This window comes from Streptomyces sp. NPDC028722 (assembly GCF_040637655.1).
Taxonomy (GTDB): Bacteria; Actinomycetota; Actinomycetes; order Streptomycetales; family Streptomycetaceae; genus Streptomyces.
Genome location: NZ_JBEZWU010000020.1, coordinates 114,499 through 132,856, shown reverse-complemented (window position 1 = coordinate 132,856; position 18,358 = coordinate 114,499). Strand labels below are relative to the sequence as shown.

Annotated in this window: 15 protein-coding genes; 8 read left to right on the top strand and 7 right to left on the bottom strand. The window is 73.2% G+C overall.

From position 1 onward, the window contains the following. Positions 1 to 115 precede the first annotated feature (115 nt). Complete coding sequence (meaB, locus tag AB0F03_RS27050) at positions 116 to 1,072, bottom strand: methylmalonyl Co-A mutase-associated GTPase MeaB (RefSeq protein WP_356820159.1); 957 nt, start codon at positions 1,070 to 1,072, stop codon at positions 116 to 118. Between the two features lie 52 nt (positions 1,073 to 1,124). Next, the gene (locus AB0F03_RS27045) at positions 1,125 to 2,324 is read right to left on the bottom strand and encodes an acetyl-CoA C-acetyltransferase (protein ID WP_356820157.1); all 1,200 of its coding nucleotides are present in this window, start codon (positions 2,322 to 2,324) and stop codon (positions 1,125 to 1,127) included. A 150-nt stretch (positions 2,325 to 2,474) separates the two neighbouring features. Here AB0F03_RS27045 and mce point away from each other — a divergent pair, with 150 nt between their 5' ends. From mce to AB0F03_RS27015, 6 genes are all read left to right on the top strand, one after another. Further along, positions 2,475 to 2,915 (top strand): methylmalonyl-CoA epimerase, encoded by a 441-nt coding sequence (mce, locus tag AB0F03_RS27040; RefSeq protein ID WP_356820155.1) that lies wholly within the window; start codon positions 2,475 to 2,477, stop codon positions 2,913 to 2,915. 207 nt (positions 2,916 to 3,122) lie between these two features. Continuing rightward, on the top strand, positions 3,123 to 7,103 hold the full coding sequence (gene scy / locus AB0F03_RS27035; protein ID WP_361996421.1) for a polarized growth protein Scy: 3,981 nt from the start codon (positions 3,123 to 3,125) through the stop codon (positions 7,101 to 7,103). Between the two features lie 183 nt (positions 7,104 to 7,286). Continuing rightward, positions 7,287 to 8,222, top strand: a complete 936-nt coding sequence (locus AB0F03_RS27030) for a cellulose-binding protein (protein ID WP_361996419.1) — start codon at positions 7,287 to 7,289, stop codon at positions 8,220 to 8,222. A gap of 134 nt (positions 8,223 to 8,356) precedes the next feature. Next, the gene (locus tag AB0F03_RS27025; RefSeq protein ID WP_361996417.1) at positions 8,357 to 8,617 is read left to right on the top strand and encodes a DUF3253 domain-containing protein; all 261 of its coding nucleotides are present in this window, start codon (positions 8,357 to 8,359) and stop codon (positions 8,615 to 8,617) included. A 205-nt stretch (positions 8,618 to 8,822) separates the two neighbouring features. Continuing rightward, positions 8,823 to 10,118 carry an ABC transporter ATP-binding protein gene (locus AB0F03_RS27020; RefSeq protein ID WP_361996415.1) on the top strand — a complete coding sequence of 432 codons (1,296 nt, stop codon included), beginning with the start codon at positions 8,823 to 8,825 and terminating at the stop codon, positions 10,116 to 10,118. Then, positions 10,115 to 10,999, top strand: a complete 885-nt coding sequence (locus AB0F03_RS27015) for an ABC transporter permease subunit (RefSeq protein WP_361996413.1) — start codon at positions 10,115 to 10,117, stop codon at positions 10,997 to 10,999. The genes AB0F03_RS27020 and AB0F03_RS27015 overlap by 4 nt, the downstream gene beginning before the upstream one ends. Positions 11,000 to 11,051: 52 nt before the next feature. On the opposite strand, the gene AB0F03_RS27010 is transcribed toward AB0F03_RS27015, so the two are convergent. Beyond that, positions 11,052 to 11,384: an ATP/GTP-binding protein gene (locus tag AB0F03_RS27010; protein ID WP_361996411.1), complete on the bottom strand. Its 333-nt coding sequence runs from the start codon at positions 11,382 to 11,384 to the stop codon at positions 11,052 to 11,054. A 222-nt stretch (positions 11,385 to 11,606) separates the two neighbouring features. On the opposite strand from AB0F03_RS27010, the gene AB0F03_RS27005 reads away from it, so the two are divergent. Next, positions 11,607 to 12,635, top strand: a complete 1,029-nt coding sequence (locus AB0F03_RS27005) for an LLM class flavin-dependent oxidoreductase (RefSeq protein ID WP_361996409.1) — start codon at positions 11,607 to 11,609, stop codon at positions 12,633 to 12,635. 117 nt (positions 12,636 to 12,752) lie between these two features. Here the strand turns inward: AB0F03_RS27005 and AB0F03_RS27000 are convergent, their stop codons facing one another. After that, a complete protein-coding gene (locus AB0F03_RS27000; protein WP_121786857.1) occupies positions 12,753 to 13,145 on the bottom strand; it encodes an SCO5389 family protein in 393 nt (130 codons plus the stop codon). Between the two features lie 276 nt (positions 13,146 to 13,421). On the opposite strand from AB0F03_RS27000, the gene nucS reads away from it, so the two are divergent. Then, positions 13,422 to 14,093 (top strand): endonuclease NucS, encoded by a 672-nt coding sequence (gene nucS, locus AB0F03_RS26995; protein ID WP_121786858.1) that lies wholly within the window; start codon positions 13,422 to 13,424, stop codon positions 14,091 to 14,093. A gap of 66 nt (positions 14,094 to 14,159) precedes the next feature. Here nucS and AB0F03_RS26990 read toward each other — a convergent pair whose 3' ends face one another. From AB0F03_RS26990 to AB0F03_RS26980, 3 genes are all read right to left on the bottom strand, one after another. Further along, positions 14,160 to 16,760: an ATP-binding protein gene (locus AB0F03_RS26990; RefSeq protein ID WP_361996406.1), complete on the bottom strand. Its 2,601-nt coding sequence runs from the start codon at positions 16,758 to 16,760 to the stop codon at positions 14,160 to 14,162. A gap of 266 nt (positions 16,761 to 17,026) precedes the next feature. Beyond that, positions 17,027 to 17,350, bottom strand: a complete 324-nt coding sequence (locus AB0F03_RS26985; protein ID WP_356820139.1) for an STAS domain-containing protein — start codon at positions 17,348 to 17,350, stop codon at positions 17,027 to 17,029. Positions 17,351 to 17,507: 157 nt separating this feature from the next. Continuing rightward, positions 17,508 to 18,356, bottom strand: coding sequence for a 3-hydroxyacyl-CoA dehydrogenase family protein (locus tag AB0F03_RS26980; protein ID WP_361996404.1), 849 nt, complete (start codon positions 18,354 to 18,356; stop codon positions 17,508 to 17,510). Positions 18,357 to 18,358: the final 2 nt, after the last annotated feature.

Genomic DNA, 18,358 nt, shown 5'->3' with positions numbered 1-18,358 from the left:
ACACCGAGGGCGGCGGTGGCCGGGGACCGGTCACCGCGCATCCGGTGCGCTCTACGCCAGGAGGAGGAACGACATGGGGAGCAGGTTAGCGGTACGGGGGTGGGGGCGGCAGGGGTCAGCCCTGCGTCAGGCCCGCGACCAGCTCGTCCGCCGCCCGGTACGGGTCGAGTTCGCCGGTGACGATCCGCTCGGCGAGGGCGCTGAGGCGACGGTCGCCGTGCAGGTCGCCGATGCGCTCCCGCAGTGCCGTGACGGCGATGGTCTCCACCTCGTGGGCCGCGCGGGCCCGGCGGCGCTCGCCGAGGACACCGCGTTCCTCCATCCACGCCCGGTGCTTCTCCAGGGCCTGCACGACCTCGTCGACGCCCTCGGCGCGGGCCGCGACCGTCTTGACGATCGGCGGGCGCCAGTCGCCGGGGCCACGGGACTCGCCCAGGCCCAGCATGTGGTTCAGCTCGCGGGCGGTGGCGTCGGCGCCGTCCCGGTCTGCCTTGTTGACGACGTACACGTCACCGATCTCCAGGATGCCGGCCTTCGCCGCCTGGATGCCGTCGCCCATGCCGGGGGCCAGCAGGACGACGGAGGTGTCCGCCTGGGAGGCGATCTCGACCTCCGACTGGCCGACGCCGACCGTCTCGACCAGGACCACGTCGCAGCCCGCCGCGTCCAGCACCCGGATGGCCTGGGGCGCCGCCCAGGCCAGGCCGCCGAGATGGCCGCGGGTCGCCATCGAGCGGATGTAGACGCCGGGGTCGGAGGCGTGCTCCGACATGCGGACCCGGTCGCCGAGCAGCGCGCCGCCGGAGAACGGCGAGGACGGGTCGACGGCCAGGACGCCGACCCGCCTGCCCTGCTTGCGGTACGCGGTGACGAGCGCGGAGGTGGAGGTCGACTTGCCGACACCGGGTGAGCCCGTCAGGCCCACCACATAGGCGTTGCCGGTCAGCGGCGCCAGGGCCGCCATGACCTCCCTGAGCTGCGGGGACGCCCCCTCCACCAGCGAGATCAGCCGGGCCACGGCGCGCGGCCGGCCCTCTCTCGCCTGGGCGACCAGCGTGGCGACGTCCTGCATCACAGCTCCGTTCACTTCACCGACGTACCGGAACACGGCCCCTACGGGACTCTCAGGCCCTCGGTACCCGCACGATCAGCGCGTCACCCTGGCCGCCGCCGCCGCACAGCGCCGCCGCGCCGACGCCGCCGCCGCGGCGCTTCAGCTCCAGCGCCAAGTGGAGCACGAGACGGGCGCCCGACATGCCGATCGGGTGGCCGAGCGCGATGGCGCCGCCGTTGACGTTCACCTTTTCCGTGGAAACACCGAGGTCCTTCATTGACTGCACGGCGACCGCGGCGAAGGCCTCGTTGATCTCGATGAGGTCGAGGTCGGAGACGTCCAGGCCCTCCTTCTTGAGGGCGTGCCGGATGGCGTTGGACGGCTGGGACTGGAGGGAGTTGTCCGGGCCGGCCACGTTGCCGTGGGCGCCGATCTCGGCGAGCCACGTGAGGCCCAGCTCCTCCGCCTTGGCCTTGCTCATCACGACCACGGCCGCCGCACCGTCCGAGATCTGCGAGGCGGAGCCGGCGGTGATGGTGCCGTCCTTGGCGAAGGCCGGGCGCAGCCGGCCCAGGGACTCCGCGGTGGTGTCGCCGCGGATGCCCTCGTCCTTGCTGAACAGCACCGGGTCGCCCTTGCGCTGCGGGATCTCCACCGGTGTGATCTCGGCCTCGTACAGGCCGTTCTTCTGCGCTGCGGCGGCCCGCTGGTGGGACAGGGCGGCGATCTCGTCCTGCTCGGCGCGGCCGATGCCGAGCCGGGTGTTGTGCTTCTCGGTGGACTCGCCCATGGCGATTCCCTCGAAGGAGTCGGTCAGGCCGTCGTGGGCCATCGCGTCGAGCATCTCGACGGCGCCGTACTTGAAGCCCTCGCGGGAGTTCGGCAGCAGGTGCGGGGCGTTGGTCATGGACTCCTGGCCGCCGGCGACGACGATGTCGAACTCGCCGGCCCGGATCAGCTGGTCGGCCAGCGCGATCGCGTCGAGACCGGACAGGCACACCTTGTTGATGGTGAGCGCCGGGACGTTCATCGGGATGCCGGCCTTGACCGCCGCCTGGCGGGCCGGGATCTGGCCCGCGCCGGCTTGCAGCACCTGGCCCATGATCACGTACTGCACCTGGTCGCCGCCGATCCCCGCACGGTCGAGGGCGGCCTTGATCGCGAAGCCGCCCAGGTCGGCTCCGGAGAAGGACTTCAGCGAGCCCAGCAGCCGCCCCATGGGCGTACGTGCGCCCGCGACGATCACCGAGCTGGTCGTTCCAGAAGACATGAGGTGCGATCCCCTTCCAGCTGACGAGCAGCCGAGGAGTGAACGAGGGTTTACTTCGAATGTACTGAGCCGGTGAGCACGCCGTCACCGGCCTGTCGGTGTGATCGCGCGCACGTTGCGTAACCACCCCGGGAGCGCTGCACTGAATCCATGCTGACGCGAATCGACCACATCGGGATCGCCTGCCACGACCTCGACACGACTGTCGAGTTCTACCGGGCCACGTACGGCTTCGAGGTGTTCCACACCGAGGTCAACGAGGAACAGGGCGTGCGCGAGGCCATGCTCAAGATCAACGAGACGTCGGACGGCGGCGCCTCCTACCTCCAGCTGCTGGAACCGACCCGCGAGGACTCCGCGGTCGGCAAATGGCTCGCGAAGAACGGGGAGGGCGTCCACCACATCGCTTTCGGTACGGCGGATGTGGACGGCGACGCCGCCGACATCCGCGGCAAGGGCGTACGCGTGCTGTACGAGGAGCCACGACGCGGCTCCATGGGGTCCCGGATCACCTTCCTGCACCCCAAGGACTGCCACGGTGTCCTGACAGAACTGGTCACTTCGGCCCCTGTTGAGTCGCCCGAGCACTGACCCCCGTACATAAGGGCCGGTAGGGTTGGGGGCGGTCGTCCCCGCACCCGGGGACGACCGCATGCCGGGGTCCGGGTTTCGGGGGACGAGCGTCGGGGCGGCAGCCCGTGCTCCGCCGTTGATCTGACACCATTCCCCGGGGGTCCCGTCCGGCCGATGGACGGGGCTCGTTGCAGAAGCTGACCAGGGGACGGATGGGACCGCGCAGTGCGGGGCTACGAGAGCCAGGAGCGAGAGCCGGCGGCTGACGTCGACCACCTCTCTCGGTTCGAGGCCGAGATGAAGCGGCTGAGGACCGAGCGGGAAAAGGCGATCCAGCACGCCGAGGACCTCGGCTACCAGGTCGAGGTGCTGCGCGCCAAGCTGCACGAGGCGCGCCGCACCCTCATGACCCGGCCCGCCTACGACACGGGCGATCTCGGCTACCAGGCCGAGCAGTTGCTCCGCAATGCCCAGATGCAGGCCGAGCAGCTGCGCCAGGACGCCGAGCGGGAGCTGAGCCAGGCCCGCGCGCAGACCCAGCGCATCCTCCAGGAGCACGCCGAGCAGGCCGCCCGGCTCCAGGCCGAGCTGCACCAGGAGGCGGTGACCCGGCGCCAGCAGCTCGACCAGGAGCTGGCCGAACGCAGGGCCACCGTCGAGTCGCACGTCAACGAGAACGTGGCCTGGGCCGAGCAGTTGCGGGCCCGGACCGAGGCGCAGGCCCGCCGGCTGCTCGACGAGTCCCGCGCGGAGGCCGAGCAGGCCATGGCGACCGCCCGCGCGGAGGCCGAACGGCTGACCCGGGAGGCCCGGGAGCGGCTCCAGAGCGACGCCGAGAGCGCCCGCGCGGAGGCCGAGCAGATCCTGCGCCGCGCCCGCGCGGACGCCGAGCGGCTGCTGAACGCCGCCTCCAACCAGGCCCAGGAGGCCACCGAGCACGCCGAGCAGCTGCGCACCGCCACGGTCACCGAGTCGGACAGCGCCCGCCGGCAGGCCGCCGAGCTGAGCCGGGCCGCCGAGGAGCGGATGACGGCGGCCGAGGAGGCGCTGCGCAAGGCGCAGACCGAGGCCGGCAAGGTGGTCACGGAGGCGAAGGAGGCCGCCGCCAAGGCCCTCGCGAGCGCCGAGGCCGCCAACGAGACGCGCACGCGCACCGCCAAGGAGCAGGTCGCCCGGCTGGTCGAGGAGGCCACCAAGGAGGCCGAGCACACCCGGTCCGAGGCCGAGCAGCTGGTCGCCGACGCGCGGGCCGAGGCCGAGAAGCTCGTCGCCGAGGCCGCCGAGAAGGCCCGCTCGATCACCGCCGAGGAGACCGCCACCCAGCTGTCCAAGGCGGCCAGGACCGCCGAGGACGTCCTGAACAAGGCCTCTGAGGACGCCCGGAGGACCACCAGGGCCGCCGCCGAGGAGGCCGAGCGGATCCGCAGCGAGGCCGAGGCCGAGGCGGACCGGCTGCGCGCCGAGGCGCACGACATCGCCGAGCAGCTCAAGGGCGCGGCGAAGGACGACACCAAGGAGTACCGCGCCAAGACGGTCGGGCTCCAGGAGGAGGCCCGCCGGCTGCGCGGCGAGGCCGAGCAGCTGCGCGCCGACGCGGTCACCGAGGGCGAGTCGATCCGCGCCGAGGCCCGCCGCGAGGCGGTCACGCAGATCGAGGAGGCGGCCAGGACCGCCGAGGAACTGCTGGCCAAGGCCAAGGCGGACGCCGACGAGCTGCGGCAGTCCGCCACCGCCGACAGCGAGAAGGTCCGCACCGAGGCCATCGAGCGTGCCACGGCTCTGCGCCGGCAGGCCGAGGAGACCCTGGAGCGTGCCCGCAAGGAGGCCGAGCGGCTGCGCGCCGAGGCCGCCGAGCAGGCCGAGACGGTCGGCGCGGACGCCGAGAAGGCCGCCCGCGAGCTGCGCGAGGAGACCGAGAAGGCCCTGGAGGCCCGCCGTACCGAGGCCGCCGAGGAGCTGGGCCGCCTCCAGACGGAGGCGCAGGAGCGGCTGGTGTCGGCCGAGAAGGCGCTGGCCGACGCCCGCGAGGAGGCCGCCCGGATCCGCCGGGAGGCCGCCGAGGAGGCCGAGCGGCTGCGCACGGAGGCCGCCGAGCGGATCCGTACGCTCCAGCAGCAGGCCGAGACGGAGGCGGACCGGCTGCGCGACGAGGCCGCGTCCGACGCGTCCGCCTCCCGCGCCGAGGGTGAGGCCATCGCCGTACGGCTGCGTTCCGAGGCCGCCGCCGAGGCGGAGCGGCTGAAGGTGGAGGCCCAGGACACCGCCGACCGGGTGCGCGCGGAGGCGCAGGCCGCCGCCGAGCGGCTCGGCACCGAGGCGTCCGAGACGCTGGCCGCCGCCCAGGAGGAGGCCGCCCGTCGCCGTCGCGAGGCCGAGGAACTCCTCGGCGCGGCCCGCGAGGAGGCCGGCCAGGAGCGGCAGCGGGCCCGCGAGCAGAGCGAGGAACTGCTCGCGTCGGCGCGCACGCGGGTCGAGGAGGCCCAGGCGGAGGCGACCCGGCTGGTCGAGGAGGCCGACCGGCGCGCCACCGAGATGGTCGCCGCCGCCGAGCAGCACGCCCAGCAGGTACGGGACTCCGTCGCCGGGCTGCACGAGCAGGCACAGGAGGAGATCGCCGGGCTGCGCTCGGCCGCCGAGCACGTGGCGGACCGTACGAAGCGGGAGGCCGAGGAGGAGGCGGACCGGGTCCGCGCCGACGCCTACGCGGAGCGGGAGCGGGCCGGCGAGGACGCCTCCCGGGTGCGGCGCGAGGCGCACGAGGAGACGGAGGCCGCGAAGGCGCTGGCCGAGCGGACGGTCGCGGAGGCGATCGCGGAGGCCGAGCGGCTGCGCTCGGACGCGGGCGAGTACGCCCAGCGGGCGCGCACCGAGGCGTCGGACGCGCTGGCCGAGGCCGACCAGGCGGCGGCCCGTACCCGGGCGGACGCCCGCGAGGACGCCAACCGCATCCGTTCGGACGCGGCCACCCAGGCGGACACGCTCATCACCGAGGTCCGCAGCGAGGCCGAACGGCTCCAGACCGAGACGGCCCAAGAGGCCGACCGGGTGCGCACCGAGGCGCTGACCGAGGCCGAGCGGCTCCGCACGGAGACGGCCGCCGAGGCGGAGCGGGTGCGTACGGAGGCGCTCACGGAGGCGGAGCGGGTGCGCGCCGAGGCCCTCGCCGAGGCCGACCGGGTCCGGTCGGAGGCCGTCGCGGGCGCCGAGCAGCTCATCGGGGACGCCACCGGCGACGCCGAGCGGCTGCGCGCCGAGGCCGCCGAGACGGTCGGTTCCGCGCAGGCGCACGCCGAGCGGCTGCGGGCGGAGGCCGAGCGGCTCAGGACGGACGCGGAGACCGAGGCCGAACGGCTCGCCAACTCCGCGCGCGAGGAGGCCGAACGGACTCTGGACGAGGCCCGCAAGGAGGCCAACAAGCGGCGTTCGGAGGCGGCGGAGCAGGTCGACACGCTCATCACGGAGACCGCGGCCGAGGCCGACAAGCTGCTCAGCGAGGCGCAGCAGCAGGCGCTGAAGGCCACCACGGACGCCGAGTCGCAGGCCGACACGATGGTCGGCGCGGCCCGCAGCGAGGCCGAGCGGATCGTCTCCACGGCGACCGTCGAGGGCAACTCGCTGGTGGAGAAGGCCCGTACGGACGCGGACGAGCTGCTGGTCGGCGCCCGCCGGGACGCCACCGCGATCAGGGAGCGCGCGGAGGAGCTGCGCGACCGCGTCACCACCGAGATCGAGGAGCTGCACGAGCGGGCCCGCCGCGAGGCCGCCGAGACGATGAAGTCGACCGGCGACCGCTGCGACGCGCTCATCAAGGCCGCCGAGGAGCAGCTGGCGAAGGCCGAGGCGAAGGCCAAGCAGCTGGTGTCGGACGCCGATTCCGAGGCGGGCAAGGTGCGCATCGCCGCGGTCAGGAAGGCGGAGGGGCTCCTCAAGGAGGCCGAGCAGAAGAAGGCCAGCCTCATCAAGGAGGCCGAGGAGCTGAGGGCGGAGGCGATCCGCGAGGCCCGGCGCACGGTCGAGGAGGGCAAGCGCGAGCTGGAGGTCCTGGTGCGCCGGCGCGAGGACATCAACACCGAGATCTCCCGCGTCCAGGACGTCCTGGAGGCGCTGGAGTCCTTCGAGGCCCCGGTGGCCGGCAAGGACGGCGGAGTCAAGGCGGGCGCCACCGTGGGTGCCCCCCGATCGGGTGGCAAGTCGTCGGACGGCTAGCGGGAAGGGTGGATTCCGGTGCCTTCTGGGGACTTTGCCCCGGTCCTGGGCGGGCCGTGCGCCGGTCAGCCACCCGAAAGTGGTGCCATTCTCCAGATCAAAACCGTATCCGCTCGATGACACACCGCTTCGGCCCCTAGGATTCCCCTTATCACCTCACCGGTCTCATTCGACAGGAACCCCATGAGCGACACTTCCCCCTACGGCTTCGAGCTTGTGCGGCGTGGGTACGACCGCGCTCAGGTGGACGAACGTATCTCCAAGCTCGTCTCCGACCGTGACAGCGCTCTCTCCCGTATCACCGCCCTGGAGAAGCGCATCGAGGAGCTCCACCTCGAAACGCAGAACGCCCAGGCCCAGGTCAGCGACGCCGAGCCGTCGTACGCGGGTCTCGGCGCGCGGGTCGAGAAGATCCTGCGCCTGGCCGAGGAAGAGGCCAAGGAGCTGCGTGAGGAGGCCCGGCGCGCGGCCGAGCAGCACCGCGACCTCGCCGAGTCGGCGGCCCAGCAGGTCCGCAACGACGCCGAGTCCTACGCCTCCGAGCGCAAGGCCAAGGCCGAGGACGAGGGCGTCCGGATCGTCGAGAAGGCCAAGTCCGAAGCCTCCCAGCTGCGTTCCGACGCGCAGAAGGACGCGCAGTCCAAGCGGGAGGAGGCGGACGCCCTCTTCGAGGAGACCCGCGCGAAGGCCGCGCAGGCCGCCGCCGACTTCGAGACGAACCTGGCCAAGCGCCGCGAGCAGTCCGAGCGCGACCTGGCCTCCCGTCAGCAGAAGGCCGAGAAGCGCCTCGCCGAGATCGAGCACCGCGCCGAGCAGCTCCGCCTGGAGGCGGAGAAGCTGCGCACCGACGCCGAGCGCCGCGCCCGCCAGACGGTGGAGACGGCCCAGCGCCAGGCCGAGGACATCGTGGCCGACGCCAACGCCAAGGCCGACCGCATCCGTTCGGAGTCCGAGCGGGAGCTGGCGGCGCTCACCAACCGCCGCGACAGCATCAACGCCCAGCTGACGAACGTCCGCGAGATGCTCGCCACGCTGACCGGCGCCGCGGTGGCCGCGGCCGGCACGTCCACCGACGACGAGCCGGTCTCCCGGGGGGTGCCGGCACAGCAGTCCCGTTGAGTCCGGGGGGCCGTACGGCACAGTGAGGCCGTGAGGGGCGGTGGCATCCATCCCACCGCCCCTTTCGCCTGCCACGCGCCGTCGCGCGCGTAGCCTGGAGCACGAGGACCGGGCCTCACGGAAGGGGCGGCGGTATGGCGGTCGGTGAACGCGACCTGGAGGACGCCGTCCTCGGCCTGCTCGACCGCAGGGCCCCGGGGGCGTCCGTCTGCCCCTCGGACGTGGCCCGCGCGGTCCACCCGCGCGCGGACGAGGGATGGCGGGAGCTGATGGAGCCCGTCCGCCGGGCCGCGGCCCGGCTCGCCGCCCGGGGAGAGGTGGAGATCACCCAGCACGGCACACCCGTCGACCCCGACCGCGCCCGCGGCCCCGTCCGCATCCGCCGCCCGGCCTGACGGGACTCGTCCCGGTACGGCGTCCGGCGTCACGTCCGTCCCCCGCGCCGCCCCGGCCGCCGGGACCCCCGGTGGACGCACAGACACCGCGCGTGACGTCCCGGCTTTACCCGCTCTTGAGCGGAACCGTCAGCGCCCCGATATCCTCCTAACCCTTACGGGGGCGTGTGCCCCGCTGTCCTGAACCTTTTGATGGGTGCGGAGCATGATCGAGGCTGTCGGCCTGACCAAGCGCTACGGCGACAAGACCGCCGTGTACAACCTTTCCTTCCAGGTGCGGCCCGGCGCCGTCACCGGCTTCCTCGGCCCGAACGGCTCGGGCAAGTCCACGACGATGCGGATGATCCTCGGTCTGGACAACCCCACGTCCGGGTCGGTGACGATCGGCGGCTTCCCCTACCGCAGGCTGCCCAACGCCCCCCGGCAGGTCGGCGCGCTGCTCGACGCCAAGGCCGTGCACGGTGGCCGCAGTGCCCGCAACCATCTGCTGAGCCTCGCCCAGCTGTCGGGCATCCCGGCCCGCCGGGTGGACGAGGTGCTCGGGGTCGTCGGCCTCCAGGACGTGGCCAGGAGGCGCTCCAAGGGCTTCTCGCTCGGCATGGGCCAGCGCCTCGGCATCGCCGCCGCACTGCTCGGCGACCCCCAGGTGCTGCTCTTCGACGAGCCGGTCAACGGCCTCGACCCCGAGGGCATCCTCTGGGTGCGCAACCTGATGAGAGCGCTCGCCGCCGAGGGGCGTACGGTCTTCGTCTCCTCCCATCTGATGAGCGAGATGGCGCTGACCGCCGACCACCTCATCGTCATCGGGCGCGGACAGCTGCTCGCCGACATGAGTGTGCGGGACTTCATCTCGGCCAACTCCGCCGACTTCGCGCGCGTGCGCACCCCCGACACGGACCCGCAGCTGCGCGAGAAGCTGACCTCCGCGCTCACCGAGGCGGGCGGCCACGTCCTGCCCGAGCAGGACGGCGCGCTGCGCGTCACCGGGCTGCCGCTGCCCCGCATCAGCGATCTGGCGCACGAGGCGGACGTACGGCTGTGGGAGCTGTCGCCGCATCAGGCCTCGCTGGAGGAGGCGTACATGCGGATGACGCAGGGCGTCGTGGACTACCGCTCCACGATCGACCAGAAGGCGGGCCTACAGCAGCCGCTGCCGCCCGGCGCCCAGCCGCCCATGCCGGTCCCCGGCCAGGGCCAGCCCGGCTGGTACGCCCCGCCGCCGCCCCAGCAGGGCGGCCGGCCGTTCGCGCCGGCAGCGTACGGCGCCCCGGGCGCCGGCACCGCCAACCCGTACGCCCAGCAGCCCGCCCAGGCCCCGCCGGCCCCGCAGCCCGCGCAGACGCAGCCGTCCGCGCCCGCCCCGGCCCCCGCGACCCCGGCCTCGCAGGCCCCGGTCAGCCCGCCCGCGCCGCAGCAGGCGCCCGCCGACGCGGCCGCCGCCGATGCCGCGCCGGCCGCCTCCGTCACCGCCGACCCGACCCAGCCCGAGGACGCCCGATGAGCACCCCGCAGCCCCCGATGCCACAGGCCCCCGCAGCCGTGCCCCACTGGCAGGCGGCGCCCGGTGGGCCGTACCCCGGCTACACCTCGCCCATCCCGGTCGTGCGCACGCACCTCGGGCACGCGCTGGCCTCCGAGTGGACGAAGATCCGGTCGGTGCGGTCGACCATGTGGACGCTCGGCGTCTTCGTGCTGCTCGTCCTCGGTGTCGGTCTGCTGACCGGCGCCCTGGTCGACGCCCACGCCGACTCCTCGAGCATGTCCGGTGAGAACCCGCTGTCCTTCGGCGTCTTCGGCCTGCTCCTCGGCAGCATCTGCATCATGACGCTCGGCGTGCTGACCACGGCCTCCGAGTACGGCACCGGCATGATCCGTACGACGATGACCGCGTGCCCCAGCCGGGCCCGGGTGCTCGCCGCCAAGTCGATCGTGTTCCTCACGGTCGCGTTCGTCGTCACCCTGGCCTCGTCCGGCTTCGTGGCCATGGTCCAGGCGTCCATGCTGGCGGACGCCGGCGCCCGGTCCCCCTCCGGCGGCGAGTGGTTCAAGGCCACCGTCGGCATTAGCCTCTACATCGCCCTGCTGGGACTGTTCTCGCTGCTCGTCGGCTCGGTCATCCGGCACTCCGCGGGCGCCGTCACCCTCATGATCGGCGTGCTGCTCGCGCCGCTGGTGCTCGCGCTGTTCATGGCGACGGACTCCCTCAGCAAGGTGCGCGAGTGGCTCTTCGAGTACTCGATCCCGAACCAGCTGAGCGTCTTCTACGCCAATTCCCTGACCGACTCCGGCCCCTCGGGCTGGGACCCGCTGTGGATCATGCTGGGTCTGACCGCGGTGATGTACGCGGGCGCGTACGCGCTGCTGCGGAGCCGGGACGTGTGAGCGACCGGCGTCCGGGGTCCAGGGGTCCGAGACCCCCGGCCGGCGACCCGGACTAGAACCTCGGCGCGTTACGGGACCGCTGCACCCGCGTGGTGCGGCGGTCCTTCGCGTTCCAGCACGCCTTGTGCCAGTGCCGGCGTTCGTCGACGCCCGAATGCTCCGGCCAGGCCACCACGTGCGGCACCGCGGAGGGGATCAGCTGGTCACAGCCCGGGCAGCGGTACGTCTTGCCCTGCGCGCTCGCCCCGGCCACATGCCGCACGCTCCACTCCTCGCCCTGCCAGTCCTCGGTGGACTGCCAGCCGCCGTACCGGCCGGCGCGGTCGTCCTGGGCGCTCCGGCCCGGTGATCCGGCTGCGTTCGGTCGGTTACGACGCGGAGACACGGGACACCTCTCGGGGCTATGCAGGAAGCAGGGGGCGCCTCCAGCCTACGCGCCGCCGGGCCGGGTACGCGTAGGGAACCAACCCGTACAAGTCCCCCTCCAGGGCCACCCATTCTAAAGACAATCCGCAAATCTTCCCGCAAGGCCGTGTCCTGCGCACGTGTCAGACGGTTATGCCCGGCGGGGGAGCTCCGGGTCGGAGCCAAGGAAGCAGGAAATGCGATGCGCGTAGGAAGTTTTGTGCTGGCGGCCCAGTTCCCGGGCCAGGGCCCCGGGGAGGCCCTGCACCGGGCGGTCCGCTCCGCGGAGGTCGCCGAGCAGGCCGGGCTGGACGCGGTCTGGCTGGCCGAGCACCACTTCGTGCCCTACGGCACATGCCCGTCCGCCGTCACCCTGGCCGCGCTGCTGCTCGGCCGCACCCACCGCATCCAGATCGGCACTGCGGTCAGCGTACTGCCCACCGCCCACCCCGTCGCCCTCGGCGAACAGGCGGCACTGCTGCATCTGACGACCGGCGGACGGTTCACGCTCGGCGTCGGACGCGGCGGCCCCTGGGTGGACCTGGAGGTGTTCGGCATGGGCCTGGAGGCGTACGAACACGGGTTCCCGGAATCCCTCGATCTGCTGTTGCGCTGGCTGGCCGAGCCGTCGGTCGGGGCCTCGGGCGCACGGTTCTCCTTCCGCGAGGTGCCGGTCGTCCCCCGCCCCTCCGAGGCCCTGACGGACACCCCCGGCCCCGAGGTCGTCCTCGCCTGCACCTCGCCGGCGAGCGTACGGCTGGCCGCCGAGCGCGGGCTGCCGATGCTCCTCGGCATGCACGTCGGCGACGAGGAGAAGGCCGAGATGGTCGCCCTGTGGCAGCGGTGCGCCCGTGCGGCCGGACGGCCGGGCGAGGAGATCACGGGCGCCGCCCATGTGTCGGCCGGCGTCTGCCAGCTCGCCGACCGGCGCACGGACGCGGTGGAGACCCTGACGAAGGCGATGCCGGACTGGCTCAGACAGGGCCTCCAGGCGCATGTGACGGTGGACGGACGGGCGCGCGCGATGCGCGACCCGCACGCCTACACCGAACTGCTCTGCGGACTGCACCCGGTCGGCACCCCCCGGCTCGCCGCCGACCGGCTCGCGGCCACCTCGGAACGCACCGGCATCTCCCGCTTCGCCCTCCTGACGGAGGGCTCCGGCGATCTCGCGGCCACGGAGGAGAACCTACGGCGCCTGGGCGCCGAGGTGCTGCCCCAGGTGCGCTGAGCCGTTTCTCGGGCGCAGGCCACCTGGGGGGCTTGCCGCCCCGGGACGGGAAGGGTGCTCCCGCGGGTGGAGCGGCAAGCGGACGGCTCGCCGACGCGGCCGTACCGGAACCATGCGTCAGCAGTCCCGGAACTCCGGCGACTGGTTCAGCAACTGGCTGCGTACCGACGTGAAGCGGGCCAACGTCTCGTCCACCGAGGCGTCCAGCGGGAACACCGCCACCCGATGGCAGTTCTGGAAGGCCAGCCGCACACCGAAGTGCCGCTGGAGCGCGCCGCGTATGGCGTCACTCGCGAGCGCACGCAGCAGCTGACCGCGTGCCCGCTCGTCCGGCGGAGGCGTCTGGTTGTCGGCGAAGGAGCCACCGTCCACCTTCAGCTGGGCCACCAGGGAGCTGATCATCTCCCATGCGTAGGGCAGGGAGGTCCGGACGCAGTCGACGAATGCTGCTTCGTCGACCTCGCCTCGCTCGGCCTGTTCGAGTAGGGCCGGTGAGACGTCGAGCGACATGGGTTCTCCTCTCGCACCCCCGGGGAACAGGGGTTGCCGGACAGGTAAGGGAGTTCGCGATCTGGAACACGCTCAGTACATGCGTCGCGACCTCCCGTGCTCTACCGTAGGCAACGGTCGGTGACCACACCAGCAGAATGCGTATATGGAACGGTCCCGTTGCGCCCACAATCGGCCAGGGATGAACAAGAGTTTCCAGGGACAAAGGGGACGATCCACAGGGAGCGGGGCAGGTGGATCGCGAGCACCTGCGGGTGTCGAGTAGCGTTGCCGACCATGCGTCTCGTCATTGCCCGATGCTCGGTCGACTACGCCGGCCGGCTCACCGCCCATCTGCCCTCGGCGCCCCGACTCATCCTGGTCAAGGCGGACGGCAGCGTCTCCATCCACGCCGACGACCGGGCCTACAAGCCGCTCAACTGGATGTCGCCGCCCTGCGCCCTGAAGGAGGGCAAGGGCGAGGACGAGGGCGTGTGGACCGTCGTCAACAAGGCGGGCGAGAAACTGATCATCACGATGGAGGAGATCCTCCACGACTCCTCGCACGAACTCGGCGTGGACCCGGGGCTGATCAAGGACGGCGTGGAAGCGCACCTCCAGGAACTGCTCGCCGACCGCATCGAGACGCTCGGCGAGGGCTACTCGCTCATCCGCCGTGAGTACATGACCGCGATCGGCCCCGTGGACATCCTCTGCCGGGACGCCGACGGGCAGACCGTCGCCGTCGAGATCAAGCGGCGGGGCGAGATCGACGGTGTGGAGCAACTCACGCGGTACCTGGAGCTGTTGAACCGCGACCCGCACCTCGCCCCGGTCCGCGGCGTCTTCGCCGCCCAGGAGATCAAGCCCCAGGCCCGCGTCCTCGCCACCGACCGCGGCATCAACTGCCAGATCCTGGACTACAACGCCCTGCGCGGCATCGAGGACGACAAACTCCGCCTCTTCTGACCCGCCCCGGGCGGCCCCCCACCGGCGGGCGGGCCACCCGGGCACGACCCGGGGCGGTGTCCGGCGTCAGATCATCGTGTCGGTCGTTTCCGGTGCGCTTTCCGACGCCGACGCGCTGCTCGACGTTCCTCCGGTGGAGCCGCCCGTCGTGCCGCCGCTGTCGCCGCCCGTCGTGGAGCCGCCCGTCGTGCCGCCCCCGGTGGACCCGTCCGTGGAGCCACCGCCGGCCGAGCCGCCGTCGGTGCCCGTCGTACCGGTGGAGCCTCCGGTCCCGGTGGAACCGGTCGTACCGGTCGTGCCGGTCGAGCCGCCGGTGGGCGTGCCTCCCGTGGACGTACCGCCGGTGTGGCCACCGGACGTGCCCCCCGTCGTACCGCCGGTCGTGCTCCCGGTCGTCCCCCCTGTCGTCCCGCCGGAGGACGGGGCGCTCGAGCCGCCGCCCGGCCTGGGTGACCTGGACGGGGTGCCGGAGGGAGTGCCGGAGCCGGTCGGGTCGGCGCTCTCCGACGGCCGCGGGGTGTCCGCCGGCGGCGCGGGGTCGTCGGCCGTGCCGTACGTGCCGTCGGGACCCGGCGACGTGGGCCGGCCGCCGGCCGAGCCGGTGCGGCCGGTGCCGCCGTTCCCGTCGGTGTCCACCGGGTCCGCGACGACCCCGCCGTCGTCGGCGCCCCGGCTCGCGGACGGATTGACGCCGCCCTTGCCGGCCGGGTCGCGCCCGGTGTCGTCGGGGGACGTCATGCCGAGCGTGACGACCGTGCCGAGGACGGCGGCGAGGAGTGCGCCGGAGCCGGCCGCGACCATGTTGCGGCGGGCCACGCCCTTGAAACGGCCGCCCCGCGGCGCGGGCTGCGGCGCGGGCAGCGCGAGCCGCTGGGTGGCCGGGGCGGCACCGACGGGGCCGTACGGCGGCCAGGCCGGCTCCCCGCGCTCCGTCTCCGGAGGTTCCGGCGCCGGCGGCCCGGGCACGTCGCCCGTGCGGTCGGCGAGCAGCGCCAGCGCCCGGCGTCCGGCGACCGCGCCCCGCTTGTCGGCGAGGGCGCCACGCAGCCCGCCGGAGGTCTCCAGTTCGGCGCGGGCCCGGTCGAACTGTCCGGTGCAGAGCGCGAGAATGCCCAGTTCGTGGTGGAAATAGGCCTGTTCGGACACCTCGCCGGCCATCCGGGAGGCTTCCGCGCCGGACCGCAGGGCCCTTTCCCAGGCGCTCCAGTGGAGTCCGGCGGCGAAGGCGGGCGCGGCGGTGCGGGCGAGCCGTACGGCGGTGCTCTCCTCCTCCTCGGCGGGCGGGGACGTCTGGGGTACGACGGCGGCGAGCGCGGCCAGCACCGCGTCGGCCTCCGCGCACACCCGCTCCGGGGTGACCGAGGGGTGCCCGGCCCACCAGGCGTAGTGCTGGGCGGCGGTGACGGCCCGGTCGGCGGCGTCGTCGGCGTATCCGGCGGCTTCCAGCTGGGTCTGCACGCCGGCCGCGAGGCGGTAGCGGGAGCCGGCCGGGGAGACCAGGCCGCAGGCGGCCAGTTCGGCGAGGGCGGCGTCCGCGTGGGTGTCGCCGACCAGAGCGGGCAGGTGCGCCTGGTGCGGTACCTCGCCGCCGAGGGCGACGGCGAAGCGGAGGGCGGCGCGGGCGGAGGTGCCGAGCCGGGAGGCGAGCAGCGGGGCGGGGGCCGCGGCCTCGCCGAGGGACGGCAGGGGTATGTGCTCCCGCTCCGTGTCCGGTTCCGGGTCGGCGGTGGCCCGTACGTCCTCGAAGACGCCGTACTCGTCGACCGCTCCGGTAGCCGCCCGCAACTGGTCGCGCTGCCGCAGGAGGGCGCCCGCCTGTACGAAGCGCAGGGGCAGTCCCTCGGACTCGAACCAGAGGTCGCCGGCCCAGTTGGCCTCCTCCTCGGTGAGGACCCGGCCGACGGTGCGCTCCAGGATCTCCACGCCGCCGGCGCGGTCGAGGCCGGTGAGGAAGACCTCCTCGACGTCCGACTCGGCGGAGGGCGCGGGCACGTCCGGGGTGGCGCCGAACAGGAACGCGCACTCGGGGGTGGCGCCGAGCAGTTCGTCGAGGGCGGCGCCGCCGAACTCGAGGTCGTCCAGGACGACGACCGCGCCGATCTCGCCGAGACAGGCGAGCAGTTCGTCGTCGTCGGGGCGGTGACGGGGGGCGTGGTGGACGGCGTGGAACAGGTCGTGGAGGAGGTCGCCGGCCGTGCGGTGGTGGCCGTTCAGGCGCACCACGCCGTCGGGGGCGAGGTCCAGGCAGTCCTCGGCGACCAGGTCGAGCAGGGCGGTGCGGCCGGAGCCGGCCGGGCCGGTGAGGCGGACGGAGCGGCCGCGGGCCAGGAGGCGGACCAGGCGCTCGCGTTCGTCCTGGCGCTCCAGCAGGGAGAGGGGCGGTTCGGCGGGGCCGGACGGGGCGGGCGGCCGGGCCGCGCGTTCGGTGCCGGCGCGCTCGTCGGCGGTGCGTTTGCGGGGCCTGCCGGGCCGGTCGGCCGGCGGGCAGGGCTCTATCTCGCTGCCGTCGACGGGGTTGACGGTCAGCTGGAGGTCGCCGGTGACGAGTTGGGCCATCCTGGCGGGTGCCGGTGCGCCCGGGGCGAAGTCGGCAGTGAGGGATTCCCGGGGCGGGCGGCGGCTGTGCGCCGGTCCGTGCTCCTCGGGTCCGGCGTTCGTCGGGTCCATGGGTTCAAGCCCCCCAGTAGCGTCGTGCACGTGTCCGGCCCTCCCGGCCTTGTCGCACACCGCGCTGTCGCTTCTGGTCCGGGCCCGCTCGGCCGAGTGTCGCGAGGCAGCGGGCGACCGAACCCTAAACCGTCACCCGGTGTCTGCGACAGGGCGGGGTGCCGTGCGGTCCGAGACGTCACGGTCTCGTGAGGATTGCCCCCGACGGGTGCCGCGGCGGCTGTGTCCGGGTGTCCCCCGTCGGCCCGTTCAATCCCGTGCGCGTCTCACACGCGGGGAAGCGACTCCACTCCGATGCCGCCCTCGATGGCGAGGATGCGGTGCAGCCGGGTGGCCACCAGCAGGCGCTGCATCTGCGGAGGTACGTCCCGCAGCACCAGGCGGCGCCCGCAGCGGCCGGCCCGCCGGTGGGCGCCCATGATCACCCCGAGTCCGGTGGCGTCCCAGGAGTCCAGTTCGGACAGGTCGAGCACCAGGTCACCGACTCCGTCGTCGACGGCCGAGTGCAGGGCCGTACGGGCGTCCGCCGCGCTGCGGACGTCGAGGCGGCCCCCGACGACCAGCTCGGCGTGGTCGCCCCTGATGAACATATGCGCTCCCCGTTGGCTGCGGTTGGCGTACTTCGTGACGATGCTGTGCAACGTCTGACTGCGTGGGTGGCGGTGCGGTTGCTGCTTGTAAGCGAACCGATACCGAATTCACCCCGGGGAGTGATACTCCCGGAGCGGCTGTGCGTGGGTGGGTGAATCAGTACGTGTAGAAGCCCTGCCCGCTCTTGCGGCCGATGTCACCGGCATCCACCATCCGGCGCATCAGCTCCGGCGGGGCGAACTTCTCGTCCTGGGACTCGGTGTAGATGTTGCTCGTGGCGTGCAGCAGGATGTCCACGCCGGTGAGGTCGGCGGTGGCGAGCGGGCCCATGGCGTGGCCGAAGCCCAGCTTGCAGGCGAGGTCGATGTCCTCGGCGGTGGCGACGCCGGACTCGTAGAGCTTGGTCGCCTCGACGACGAGGGCGGAGATCAGCCGGGTGGTGACGAAGCCGGCGACGTCCCGGTTGACGACGATGCAGGTCTTGCCGACGGACTCGGCGAACTCCCGCGCGGTGGCGAGAGTCGCGTCGCTGGTCTTGTAGCCGCGGACGAGTTCGACGAGCTGCATCATCGGCACCGGCGAGAAGAAGTGGACGCCGACGACCCGCTCGGGGTGCTCGGTGGCCGCCGCGATCTTGGTGATCGGGATGGCGGAGGTGTTGGAGGCGAGCACGGTGTCCTCGCGCACGATCTTGTCGAGCGCGCGGAAGATCTCGTGCTTGACCTCCAGCTTCTCGAAGACGGCCTCGACGACGATGTCGGCGTCGGCGGCGGCGTCCAGATCGGTGGTCGCGGTGATGCGGGCCAGGGCGGACTCGGCGTCCTGCGCCGCCAGCTTGCCCTTGCCGACGAACTTGTCGTACGAGGCCTTGATGCCGTCGGTGCCACGCCTCAGTGCCTCGTCGGTGACGTCCCGCAGGACGACGTCCCAGCCCGCCTGGGCGGCGACCTGAGCGATGCCCGATCCCATGAGACCGGCCCCGATGACGGCGAGCTTCCGTGCCACTC